General features: G+C 42.5%; 11 protein-coding genes and 1 pseudogene. 5 read left to right on the top strand and 7 right to left on the bottom strand.

Going from position 1 to position 12,534, the window contains the following annotated elements; genetic code table 11:
* The 4 genes and pseudogenes from ACED60_RS16755 to moeA form a co-directional block, all read right to left on the bottom strand.
* Positions 1-239, bottom strand: a pseudogene (locus ACED60_RS16755) (hypothetical protein); the annotation flags it as partial.
* A 10-nt stretch (positions 240-249) separates the two neighbouring features.
* Positions 250-2,385, bottom strand: coding sequence for an LruC domain-containing protein (locus ACED60_RS16750; protein WP_371728027.1), 2,136 nt, complete (start codon positions 2,383-2,385; stop codon positions 250-252).
* A gap of 256 nt (positions 2,386-2,641) precedes the next feature.
* Positions 2,642-3,391, bottom strand: a complete 750-nt coding sequence (gene moeB, locus ACED60_RS16745; RefSeq protein WP_009845548.1) for a molybdopterin-synthase adenylyltransferase MoeB — start codon at positions 3,389-3,391, stop codon at positions 2,642-2,644.
* A 12-nt stretch (positions 3,392-3,403) separates the two neighbouring features.
* On the bottom strand, positions 3,404-4,639 hold the full coding sequence (gene moeA, locus ACED60_RS16740; RefSeq protein WP_371728026.1) for a molybdopterin molybdotransferase MoeA: 1,236 nt from the start codon (positions 4,637-4,639) through the stop codon (positions 3,404-3,406).
* A gap of 216 nt (positions 4,640-4,855) precedes the next feature.
* Between moeA and folE the strand changes: the two genes are divergently transcribed.
* On the top strand, positions 4,856-5,509 hold the full coding sequence (gene folE, locus ACED60_RS16735; protein ID WP_004731548.1) for a GTP cyclohydrolase I FolE: 654 nt from the start codon (positions 4,856-4,858) through the stop codon (positions 5,507-5,509).
* A gap of 65 nt (positions 5,510-5,574) precedes the next feature.
* On the opposite strand, the gene ACED60_RS16730 is transcribed toward folE, so the two are convergent.
* The 3 genes from ACED60_RS16730 to ACED60_RS16720 all read right to left on the bottom strand — a co-directional run bounded on the left by ACED60_RS16730 (position 5,575) and on the right by ACED60_RS16720 (position 8,886).
* On the bottom strand, positions 5,575-7,047 hold the full coding sequence (locus ACED60_RS16730) for a C69 family dipeptidase (RefSeq protein ID WP_029225581.1): 1,473 nt from the start codon (positions 7,045-7,047) through the stop codon (positions 5,575-5,577).
* Positions 7,048-7,772: 725 nt separating this feature from the next.
* A complete protein-coding gene (locus ACED60_RS16725; RefSeq protein WP_371708121.1) occupies positions 7,773-8,354 on the bottom strand; it encodes a hypothetical protein in 582 nt (193 codons plus the stop codon).
* The gene (locus tag ACED60_RS16720; protein ID WP_371728025.1) at positions 8,347-8,886 is read right to left on the bottom strand and encodes a YaeQ family protein; all 540 of its coding nucleotides are present in this window, start codon (positions 8,884-8,886) and stop codon (positions 8,347-8,349) included. The genes ACED60_RS16725 and ACED60_RS16720 overlap by 8 nt, the downstream gene beginning before the upstream one ends.
* 511 nt (positions 8,887-9,397) lie before the next feature.
* On the opposite strand from ACED60_RS16720, the gene ACED60_RS16715 reads away from it, so the two are divergent.
* The 4 genes from ACED60_RS16715 to ACED60_RS16700 all read left to right on the top strand — a co-directional run bounded on the left by ACED60_RS16715 (position 9,398) and on the right by ACED60_RS16700 (position 12,522).
* Positions 9,398-9,925 carry a S24 family peptidase gene (locus ACED60_RS16715; protein WP_017100121.1) on the top strand — a complete coding sequence of 176 codons (528 nt, stop codon included), beginning with the start codon at positions 9,398-9,400 and terminating at the stop codon, positions 9,923-9,925.
* Positions 9,926-10,233: 308 nt separating this feature from the next.
* The gene (locus tag ACED60_RS16710) at positions 10,234-10,683 is read left to right on the top strand and encodes a hypothetical protein (RefSeq protein WP_371728024.1); all 450 of its coding nucleotides are present in this window, start codon (positions 10,234-10,236) and stop codon (positions 10,681-10,683) included.
* A 135-nt stretch (positions 10,684-10,818) separates the two neighbouring features.
* Positions 10,819-11,799: a hypothetical protein gene (locus ACED60_RS16705; RefSeq protein ID WP_371728023.1), complete on the top strand. Its 981-nt coding sequence runs from the start codon at positions 10,819-10,821 to the stop codon at positions 11,797-11,799.
* 126 nt (positions 11,800-11,925) lie between these two features.
* The gene (locus tag ACED60_RS16700; protein WP_371728022.1) at positions 11,926-12,522 is read left to right on the top strand and encodes a hypothetical protein; all 597 of its coding nucleotides are present in this window, start codon (positions 11,926-11,928) and stop codon (positions 12,520-12,522) included.
* The last annotated feature ends 12 nt before the right edge of the window (positions 12,523-12,534 follow it).

Below are 12,534 nucleotides of genomic sequence, written 5' to 3'. Positions count from 1 at the left end.
GATGTCACTGGTACTGTCACCGCTGGTGTTGAAGGCGATGGGTTAGGAGTTGATGCCCCTCCATCGTCGCCTCCGCCACCACACCCTACCAACGCCAGTGATGCAATTAGTAATGGAATACGTATTGACTGCGACTGAGCCGTATTTTTCTTAAGTGCAGCATTCGACAGACTAGATAAGATAGCATTGCTAAAGTTTTGGCGACCGTTTGTTACTGTCTGTTTAATTGGCATCTTCATAATCATTCTCCTAAGGCAAGTAACATTGGTCAGCGGCAGGTGTTTGGAACCAATCGGTTGATTGAGTACCGCCGGATTCAGCAAAGTTCGCAAAGTTTGGATAGGCGGTGACGATATCTACATATTCCAGTGGCCATTGCCACTCCGCGTCTGAAGTAATCAGCAGTGCCCACGGGTGGTTGTCTGCAGTTTTGAAATATTTGCCTGTTGATGGATTGCTGTCATCAACGCCTAGTCCTGCTTCAAAGAGATTAGCTGTATCAAACGCCTCGGTTGGAGCTTGGTCTGGTAAGTGCACCTCCCAGCTTCGCCCTGGATGTAGAGGTAGGTTTTCACCATGATAATACCCAGGCGTTGCGAAGATGAACGGGTCGTAAGGCATGTCAGTCCAACTGTCAGTACTCACTCCATCGCCAGCTAAAGTAATCCCGATTTGGAAAGCGAATTGCTCATCTTCTTTACAAGAGCTGATGGTGCGGTAGAAGGTACAACTAGTACTGATTTTCTCTGTAAGGTCGTTAGCAATAACAAAGATTGCCTCGCTACGCCCTTGCTCCAAGTCTAAATCAGTGAACACACCATTGTGCTTCATGTAAGAGCTTCCGCTACTCACTAAGCTTGGGTCTAGATTAGGAAGTCGAACCGCAAAACCATTTCTGTACGAAGCACCTACTGCAGCAAGACGTCCATCGATGGTGGATTTAACCACTTTTCCGTCTTTTAAGATCTCTGTGATGCGATACATAATCACAGCATCATTCATGTCGTAATCAGCTTTATAAGGCCAGTTGTCTTCATACGCCAAGGTTGCGTAACCAGAAGCACTTGGGAAGTAACGGGCTGTAGCGCCGTCGTTAAGAACATCAACTTGAATATCAACTACCTCACCAGATGTCGAACCACCAAAGTAGCTCAGGTTGGTTTGTTGGCTGAATCTGAAGCGAGCCCAAGTAGTCCCCGTTAGTGCGTTGATATCGACATTTAGGAACAGATCGTTTTCACCAGCATCCAGTTGGTAGTCGGTAAATACTTGCTCGTTAGCACCATCGAAGCTGCCATCTTGGTTCCAGTCAATCCACGCCGAAAGGTAACCGGTTGTTGAAGCTTCAATCACCACTTTTGAATCAAGCCCGGCTTCAAGCGCCGTAACAAAACCGATACCACCGTTTGCCCACTCGTCATCAATGCCAACACTTTCATCCGATTGTGGAGTTACGTAGCCATCAAGGTCGGCATCGGGTGCATCAGTGCCTAACCAAGTCACACCATCAAGTTCATGTCGAGGACCATTGCTGGCGAGTAGGGTTAGGTAGCTGTCTGGCGCATCACCAAAGTCGATGTTGGAATCTTCATCCACAACTGGCGCATTCGCACAACGAGCGCCATCATTTTGATTAGAAGAAGGCCCATTCGATACAAATTCAACGGCTGGAACAATTCCTGCTGCGATATTGCTCGCGTTGTCTGGAGACAGATTGATACGGTAGATTTTCCCGTCTTGATTTCGAGATACGTAGTAATAGCCGTTTACATCAAAATAACCCGCTCCGAATGTACCTAACTCACCAGTATCACCGATGTAAGTTTCGGCACCGGTTGTAGGATTGAAGCTGTATAAGCCTCCGGAGTTATTATCGATACCATATAAAGAACCATCACTTGGGTGGAAAGCGAAATCAGTCAGTTTTACGGTTGCCGGGCTACCAGCTATTTTGTTAACTGTAACAGTCGCGTTTGGGTCGGCGTCTAACGGCGATAGATCAACAGTGAACAAGCCTTTTCCTGTACGGTAAAGGTAATACACATGGTCATAGACATCGCCGACATAGAAAGTGTGATCGGTTGGTAATCCACTGGTATTGATCACTTCTGCTTGGAAATCCTGTCCAAGGCGCACCAAGCGTTTGTTGGTAGTGTCATAGCCATAAATATATCTGTCTTGAAAGTCGAAACCAACACCATTGATATTGGCGTTCATGCCCGTATCGTCTTCTAACAGGGTGGTTGAGCCTGTCACTAGGTTCACGCCCCAAACTTGTACGGGTGTCGATTGGAATAGGTAAGCCTGGCTCGGACAGGTATCGAATGGCGCTGCGTTGGCGGCCAAAGGCACACTTAATAGCAAACTTAACGTTGTAATTCTCATATCTACATCCTTGTCATAGAAGGTCTAGATACTTTTACAAGTTACGTGCCACTTTTAAGTTGTTGATTTTTATTGTTTATATTCTAAATTGCTGAGGTGTGCAATATATTCTCAAAATGAGAATTCAAATGAAACTAATATTTTATAGATCATTTCAAATTGATAAATCGATTTGAGAAGCTGATGTTGAGACATAAAAAAGCCCTGACTTTTAGTCAAGGCTTAGGTTGTCGATTAGAGGGGGGATATGCTTAGTCTATCCGCACACCGAGCAATTAGGCATCTTCATTAAATTCATTTCACGCCAGCTGTGAGACATGGCATCGAGAATTAAAAGTTTGCCTTGCTTTGGTTGTCCAAACTTAGCAATAACTTTGATAGCTTCCAAAGCTTGAGCTGCGCCCACCATGCCAACTACCGGTGCCATCACACCCGCTTCAACACAGCTTAGTGCAGCGTTGCCGAATAGAGCACTCAAGCACTGATAACACGGTGCGTCAGTATCTTGATAAGTGAATACGCTGATCTGGCCTTCCATACGAATAGCAGCACCAGAAACTAATGGTGTTTTCGATGCGTAGCACAAGCGGTTCAACTGATTACGTGTTTCTACGTTGTCACTTGCGTCGAGAACAAGCGAGTGAGTTTCAATCAACTTGCCAAGAGCTTGGTCATCAAGCCTGTGGTCGACAGTTTCAATTGTCAGATGAGGGTTCAATACCTGCAGTGACTCAGCGGCAGAATTGACTTTCTTCTTACCAATGTCAGCATCGGTGTGAAGGACTTGTCGTTGCAAGTTAGAAAGCTCGACAATATCATCATCGATCAGTGTTAGCTTACCAATGCCCGCAGTCGCAAGGTATTGAGCGGAGGCACAACCTAAGCCTCCAGCCCCTAATACTAAGATTGAGCTCTGCTTTAGTGCTTCTTGGCCTTCAAAATCAAACTGCTTAAGAATGATTTGACGGTTGTAGCGAAGCATCTCTACGTCAGACAGTATTTCCATCAGTAAGCCTCGTTAGTAAAGCGTCGAGTTAAACAGTTGGATCTGAACCGTTTCACCGACTTCAACACGGCCGCGTTCGCGCTCTAGTACCACAAAGCAGTTTGCTAAACTCATTGAGCGGAAAGCGCCAGAGCTTTGGTTACCCGTTGTTTCTACCACAAATTGACCGTTTTCAATCGAGTAAATGCCACGCTGGTAATCAGTACGGCCTGGGCCTTTTTTGAATGCAGACTTGGTGATAGCAGGAATAGATTCCGGAGCTGTCCACGCTGTGTGACCAGCCAATTTAGCAAGCATAGGTTGAACCAAAACATACATGGTCATCATCGCCGATACTGGGTTACCCGGTAGGCCGCAGAACCACGCGTTATCCAACTCACCAAATGCGAACGGTTTACCGGGTTTGATAGCTAGCTTCCAAAAACCGATTTGCCCCAGTTCTTCAAGAATGTCTTTCGTGTAATCAGCTTCGCCAACGCTTACGCCGCCAGAAGTCACAACCACGTCTGCTATTTGCTGTGCTTTCTCGAACGTCTCTTTAAGCGTTGCAGTGCAATCTGGGGTGATGCCTAGGTCTATAGCTTCACAACCAAACGCTTCAATTAGTGGCTTAATGCCGTAGCGGTTGCTGTCGTAGATCTGACCGTCTTCAAGAGGTTGACCTAGTGGCTTTAGCTCATCGCCGGTAGAAAAGAACGCGACTTTAGGCTTCTGTAACACTGTCACGTGGCTCACACCCAGCGAAGCAATCATTGGAATGTCACGAGGTGTTAAACGTTCACCGCGGCTAAGAACGATATCACCTTGTTTGATGTCATCACCAGTAGGGCGAATATTATTGTTCAGCTTGATGTCGTCTTGTTGAATTTCAATGCCAGTATCAGTTTCAACCGTATTTTCTTGCATGATTACGGCGTCACAACCTTCAGGGATCTTTGCGCCAGTCATAATGCGAATACAGGTGTTGCTTGGCCATTCACCTTCGAACGGTTGGCCTGCAAAAGATTTGCCTGCTAATGGTAGTACTTTACCGTTCTCTAGGTCTGCTAAGCGCAGTGCATAGCCATCCATTGCTGAGTTATCAAAAGGAGGTACGAAAATAGGGGAAAGAATATCTTCAGCAAGGACATAACCTAATGCTTCAGCAAGAGGTAGAGATAAAGTCGTTTGGATTGGTTTGATTGGTGATAGCAGCTTATCTAGTGCTTCTTCAATTGGCATTAAGCCCGGAGCGTCGCAACAGCCCATAATTGAAATCCTTTGGTCGTTATTATTTTGATTTAGTGGTTGGCAATAGTGGCTCCATAATTATCAAATCACAGATGTTCGCCAACGAAATTGCAGCCACTTTAGCATAGTTTAAGCCCCGTAAATAATGACCTCCCTTAAAATATGGGTGTATTTAATCAAAATTCCGAGTATCCTTGTTTGCCATCCAGAAGGGGTATTAAAAGAGGAAGTTCAATGTCAGGTCTTAGCGAATCAGCGAAGTTGGTTAAAGATGCGCTAGCAAGCCGCGGATTAGAGACACCAATGCGTCCTAACCAGGTTAGCCGAGAAGAGAAAAAGGAACGAATCGAACACCATATGCGTGAGATTCTAACTCTCCTTGAACTTGATCTTGCAGATGACAGTCTGGAAGAAACGCCGCAACGTATTGCAAAAATGTATGTGGATGAGATTTTCTCTGGTTTGGATTACGCCAATTTCCCTAAAATCACCGTGATCGAAAACAAGATGGGTGTTCGTGAAATGGTTCGTGTAAAAGACATTACCGTAACCAGCACATGCGAGCATCACTTAGTAACCATTGATGGTAAAACCGCAGTGGCTTACATTCCGCAAGGTAAGATCATTGGTCTTTCGAAGATCAACCGAATCGTTCGTTTCTTTGCTCAACGTCCTCAAGTTCAAGAACGTATGACGCAGCAAATCCTTGTAGCATTACAAACGCTGCTAGAAACGGATGATGTTGCTGTCACCATGGATGCGGTTCATTACTGCGTGAAATCTCGTGGTGTAATGGACGCAACCAGCGAAACGACAACAACAGCTCTGGGGGGGATTTTTAGATCAAACCCAGCAACGCGCCATGAGTTCTTACACGGCCTGCGTTAGAACTAAACCTATTAAGATAAAAAAACGGAGCATAATGCTCCGTTTTTATTGGTTGCTTCATAAGCCTACAGATTTACTATTTTCTTAAACTCTTCCTCTGAGTATTTCTTCTCTGTGCTTTTAGTCAAATCTGTAATCATTTTGTATCTAAGCTCAGTCGCCATATCTAAGGTACGCTTAAGCTGTCCGTATGAGTAGTCTGCAGCCATGTTCAGAGCCGCCTGTTTATCTACTTTATACATGTCTGTTAACGTTTTATCTAAGTGTGCGACCTGCTTGTATAGTTGAGTTTCTTCTTTGTCCCAAGTTGCTTTTAGTACTGGTAAATACTTATCTGGGTTTGTAGAAGCGAGGGCGGTTAGGCTACGGAACTGCCAATAAGCTGAATCATCACTGTAGTTATCATCGCCTACTTGGTACGCTTTTGGGTAATCTTGTAGGGTTGAGTATAACGGCACTAAAACAGATTCTGGTAACACGCCGAAGCTTTGCCAAATAATACCTTGAAGCTCTTCTGGCATCTCAGGGCGAAGCTGAATAATATGCGACTCTAGTTGACGCTCAACTCTAATTGGTCGTTTCGATTTTCCTTCCAAAACCGTGTCTTTATAAGTCGCGCTAAGTACCTCTGCCACATTTTCAACTGAGATTTTTGTATCAGGTTTCATAAACAAAGGGTATTGCGTCATGCGACTTTGTTGATGCAGCGAAGGTGTCAGTATTTTTTGGCCTAACCATTCACGATCGATATTATACTCATCACCAATAACCCCGAATGCTTTTGCAAAATTGAAAGATTTTTTATCTGCGTTATCAAGCAGTTTGTGTTGTTCTACAAACTCGAATATGTCTTTTGAATGCAGTACCTCTTTGTTTGCCAAGTTCACACCATGTACACGCAAGCCATTTGCAATCATGGCGTAACTGTCATCAGGCACTTTTACAGCAATCCAATGGTGACCTGAACCAATTTCAAATAACCACGCCTCATTGGTGTCTGCAATATAGAGACTGTTTCCTTCACCAGCACCATAGGTTTCGATGTAATGACCGAGTAACTCTACGGCTTGTTTTGCGTTTTCTGCCTGAGGAAGGATTAACGTAGGTATAATGGCTTCGATTACGCCATTGTCGATTAAAGGATCTACCTTGGCGACTTTGTCGTTTATTTCTGCGCTGGTTGTTGCTGAAATGGCAACGTTGTGTTCATTAATCCCACGTTCTTCATAGAATTTTCCGTCGCGATTAACGGTATCCGCATCCCAGTCTGGTATCGCAGAGTAAGCAAAGAAGTGCTTTGGCATCGGAACAATTAACCCGTTACCTAACTGCCAGTCACCTTCTTGGTTATCTTGCGCAGGTCGATACTTTAGGTATTTGTTCCAGTTGTTAATGCTAAAATCTTCATTACGAGCAATCATAATGCTACCGTCGTTCGACGCTTCTTTGCCAACAATAAGCCCAGTACAAGCTATCGCATTACTGCTTAGAGCGACAGCTACTGCAGTTGCAAGAAAGGATACAGACCATATTTTCATTTTAATTCTCCGCTTATAAAACAAGATAATTTAAAGTTAACGTTAGTTGTATTTGCAGGTTTTTTATTATCATTTTATAAAAGTCAGTGTACTTATCATCACAAGAGAAAATGCTTCTGCTCGTCACATAACTGATATTTCCATTTGAGAATAATTATCTGAAAAATATGCACTTTTTGAATAAATTGATAAGTTATAGTTGTAAAGTAACCTTGCCATATACGTAGCTTTAATTCGTCGTGTTATGAGAAGTATCATTATCACAACAAGACTTTGTTCGTTTCTAACGTATGGTTTTTGGGTTGCAATCGGATAAACAACAGTGCTGAAGCGCGGTATCTTGTGGGGGCTTTTTTGTGCTTGCAATGAAGTAAACTGCAATGACTGAGAATGTCGTCATTCTCTAAAGCGAGGACCGAGTGTAATAGGGAATCTGTTTGTCTGTGTAGTTTCTGACTTGGTATGAGATCCTCAACTCAGTCGTTCCTCCTTCTCGAGGATGACGGCGAGTGAGGTAAAATACGAGGGTGGGGGTTCAGAGTGTATTCTACGCCAGCCTCTGATCTTGCAGAATGGGCGACTTAGTCACTTTTGTCATTCCCTAAAGTGAGGAACGAGCGTAATAGGGAATCTGCATGTTCGATGGGGGTTGGTTGGACCGGAAATTAGATGCGCTCTACAGAATCTATAAAGCGCAAATTTGGGTACAGCGGCTGGTGGAATGCTTAAGAAAGATTAAACAAACGCTTAAAGTAATGAACAAAACCGGACGGCTTATTCTCAGCTTGATAGATATTCAAGCCATCATAAAAACTTGCCATGAACTCTACGCGAATCTCATCATCACTGCTTCTCGATATACGAGACAACAGCGTAGCGGCTACAGCAGCATGATCATTAGCAAGGCTGTAATCCATTCCTAGTCGTCCTTGAACGAACAACCACAAATGAGTGATTAACTTTAACTGCTGAGCGTTAGAGTTTTGAAACTTGTCGCTGTGCTCAGTACCCACTGTATTATCGAATACATTTTGCATTGCCTCATTCGCTTCTTTATTGCTTTCAAAGCGATAGCTTGCATCGATATGTACCTTGGTTAACAGGCCAAGCAACGTCTGACGTGCAGAGTTGTCCGGCTTGTTCTCGCAAGCGTGTCTAAATAGAGCATGGTTTTCATCAATAAATGACTTTAACTCTTTTTCATAGCCAGTCGTCAGCGCTTTGACTGAATCGAGACCTGCGAGCTGCAGACACGCTTCGAGCTTAGTTTGGCGCTGAGGTTCAGTCTGAGTTTGGATCTCAGTCATTACTCTGTAGCTCTTCCCACGTTACTTCTGCCGATTGAGTATCGCTGTTAATGAAAGCAGAGTTACCCGTCAGCATTACTGAAAGGTCCATAGTACGTTGTGTCATCGCTGCTAGCTGCTCAATACCATCGTTGTCTAGACGAACGATCTGAGCTTTCAGGTAACCAAATTTACCTTTGCTCTGCTCCCACCAAACGTTCGATTTGGTGTTGAAGCTGAACACGCTCACTGACTTGGATAGGCGAGTCGCTTTCTTAACACGTTCTGGATCGGGTTCGCCAACATCAATCCACTCTAAGATTTGGTCATCTAACGACTTCTGCCATAAATCGGGTTCTTCAATGCTAGACAACCCTTTAGTGAACTCAAGTTCAGGAGATGCATTGATACAGAAAGCAATGATACGAGCCATCATGCGCTGTTCTGTTTCAGAAGGGTGTTGTGCAACCGTTAGATTAAAAGAGTCGTAATAGTCGCGATTCATATCGGTTAAAGAAATACGAAACTTATAGATTGTGGGTTTGAGAGCCATTGATAGGGTGTCTTAGATAGAAATAGTGAGGGGATGTTACCTTAAATCTCTGAATAGCGGGTAAAAAAATAGCCAGCAGAGGCTGGCTATTTTTAGAAAGATGTTTACCACTCTGTTCGCTTCTGTTTCTTTACGAATCGAAACAGTGCTCAGTGTGACTTTAGCGGCATTTATTCTGGCTGTGATTGCAGTGAGCTTAATTCTCAAATATTGCTTAGAGAGCTAAAATATTGAAAATTAAACCCAGCGTCTAACACATGTCTAATATTCAAAGGCTTAGCATCATATCCACCACAGTAATGGCGTGTTATAGTTCTTAGCGGTTTGCAGTTTATCGCAGGTAGTCATATACAATACCGATCTTAAACTGCGGCTATAGTTTGTTATGCGATGACTTCGTTACTAGGGTAATACACTTTAATGTGCTCTTTAGTCTCTTTATGGAGACTGGGTTGTGAGTTTGTGGAGAGAGGCTATTGCAAAGTCCATTTTCTGTTGGAATGATAAAACCATGAGAAACAATTGGTTAAGTAAATCTCATCACATCACCGATGACAATGTCACAGAGATTTCGAATGTTAAGTCTGTGAAAGCGACTTCTCAAATAGGCGATATGTGTGCTGTACCTGTGTACAACGTTTATGCGTCTTGTGGGTTTGGTGCTCAAAACGATACCGAGTATCAACTTAGAACCGAATTCCTGCCTTGCTTATGGTTAAAACGTTTCGGCCTGACAGAAGAAGATGCTCGTATCATCATTTGCCACGGTGACTCAATGGAAGATACTTTGAGCGACGGCGATGAAGTATTAGTCGATACCCGAGAACTCGATCACCCCGTAAAGCACGGCGTTTATGTTGTTCGCATTGGTAAGCACGTTTACATAAAACGCCTGAAGTACGACATCATGGCTGAGGGCTATAACGTCATCTCAGACAACAAAGAAGAATATGATTCGTTTATCGTGAATGAGGAGAAACTCGACGAGTTCGCGGTAATCGGGAAAGTTGTTACCACCGTCATGAAGGCGGTGATTTAGAAAAGCGAAGGCGACCTCAGGGTCGCCTTTTTTATTGTTGAAATTGACAATAGTGAGTATCACAACGCGGGCTTGTTTTGTTGAGTGCTTAGTCTCGCTTTGTCGATTGAGGATTTTGTCAGCCATTGTTTATCAGTGGGTTTGTGATGATCATATGTTAGATAACACGCTGGCGCGTTTTTATGTGATGATAGAATGCAGAGCTTGATGTATTCACTTTTTTTCAGTGGTTTATGATGGATTTTCTGAAAGTCAGGCAGAGAAACGAGACTACCTGTTATTAAGAATGTTATTTTTTATGAGGTAATATGAGCGAAAATATTGCAAAATTTGACGTTTTAGTTGCTAGAACTTTTGAGAAGTTGTACAGCGATTTTCCTCAGCAAATCAAGTTGAAGCCTACAGAGTTATTCGATTGCGAAGGTGAGCCTTATTACAATGACGCTGGTTATTTTGTTAGTCCGTTAGATGACGATGATACTGAGTTTTTCTATTACACGATTTTATGGTTATACGAGTCAGGCTACTTAATCGGTAATCTAAATGGAGCATGGAACTCCAAAGTAACTCTTTCACTAAAAGGACTACAGTTACTGAAGTCCGTGCCAAATTCCGTTGAAAGCAATGAATCGTTAGGTGAGCAACTAAAAGACGCTGTTGGTAAAGGTGCTAAAGATTATGCTGCAACATTAATAAAAGAAGCGCTAAGTGCAAATAACGTTATGAACATGCTTTCTAGCGTATTTAATCAAACATAACAAATTGTTCAACTGGGCCCCAAAACGCTTGGCACTTTTGTAATGGTCAGTTTTGTGGTTAAGGTGGTCATAGTAAGTTTGGTGGCGTTGTTTTGTCACTAGTTAACAGGCGTTACTAGCTTATTGGATACAAAAATGAATAATGATAGAAAAATAACAAACTTTATATCTTTTAGCTTTCCTTTATGTCTTGGGCTTGTTGCCGGCTTGCTTATATTCAATCCATCTGAAGGCTTTATAGAGTGGTGGAAATCAATTGATTGGAAATCACAAGGTGTAGCGAATGTTGGCGCTTGGGTTGCAGGTATTGCAAGTTCTTTAGCTGCATTAGCTACTGCGTCAGCGGCTCGCTCTTCTGCAAAAGCTGCTGACGCAGCAACGCAATCAGCAAATCAGTGGAAGTTTCATGCTTCATACGAAAAATATATAGATACGGGCGTTAAAGCACGAATCAAGCTGAGGTGGCTTGAGGCTCATTTAAAACATATGTGCGAAAAAAGGTTTCAAGTGTTTTTCGAACAAGGCTCAAGCATCATGGTCGATAGTAACTCAAATGATGTAGATGCTTTTTTAATGTGTTTAAAATCTGACTTCATCAACACACAACCTGCGCAAGTTACTCGTTTTAATAAATACAAAGAACAGTTCAAATTCCAATCAGATCGCATTAACGAACTGTATCCGGATACTCTTAATATTATTGAGGAAACATATGAGTTAAGTAAGAATCATGTCGGTTTAACTGAGCTTGAAAAAGATGTAATTCTAAACGCTATTCAAGAATTTATGAGCCAAATAAAAATGATTGCTCACTTATATGAAGCCATTATTAACTCTACGGATAGGGATGAACGTGCTAAAAGAATTCATATAGATAGCTCTCTAAACTGTAATGGTTCCAGCAGGCACTATTATCGCTCCACAATATCTAACCTGAGATTAATTTCTGGTTATATTGATTCCTTAGTTATTGATTCAAATATAGAAAGTTGGAAAAAAACCAAATCAAATCATGTAGCAGAGGAGCAAGATATTTTCAGGTTGATTACAAAGAGTAAGGGAGGATATAGTGAAGATGTTATAAGTTCTATTGGCTTAAAGTTTGGACGCTTATAACAAAGCCATCAAAACAACCATCAACGTTCGGAATTGACTTTAGTGCTTACGGTGGTTGCATAAATTGTTGCGAAATACGTTGCTGGCGCATTATGGCGAGCGTTAGGCTTATAATTGGAGCATCTGGTGAAAATAAGGGATTACACAGTAAGTATTCATAAACTTTATTACAAAGTTGCAAAGGAAAGCCTTGGTGACTTTTTCGAGTTTTCTAATAAATTTGAGCTTCAGCAACAGTCATATTGCTCAGAAAGCGATCTTAGCCAGCAGTGGGAAATTGCCAATAAACTCTATGAAAACCGAGAAATTTCGGCTATTAAGTCTATTACCTTTTCAGCAATGTGCTTAGAAGCTTTTTTATACGACTATGCTGTACACTCCCAAAGTAAGAGTTTTTTGTCTAAGAAGTTGTCTGCCAAGGACAAATTTGTACATTATTTGAATGCAGTAGACAAGATAGAAGTCGATACTCAAGGAGACATCTATCAACGTGTTGAAAAACTTTTCTCATTGCGCAATCAGCTTGTGCATTTTAAAAGTCCAATTTACCAAATGGATCAGTTGCATTTGGCTTCTGAGTTTCACGATGATCTAAATGAAAGTCTGGGGTCAGGTGCTTCAGATAGCCTAGAAACAATCCATAGCGTCATAATGTATATAGATGAGAAAACTGGTTCAAAGTATCCGCCCCATGAACCCACGGGGCGACTTGTCAGTGTTTGAAGTTCCAAGGTA

The organism is Vibrio sp. 1F279 (genome assembly GCF_041439815.1).
Taxonomy (GTDB): Bacteria; Pseudomonadota; Gammaproteobacteria; order Enterobacterales; family Vibrionaceae; genus Vibrio; species Vibrio tasmaniensis_A.
This window is presented reverse-complemented; position numbering and strand designations above follow the sequence as displayed.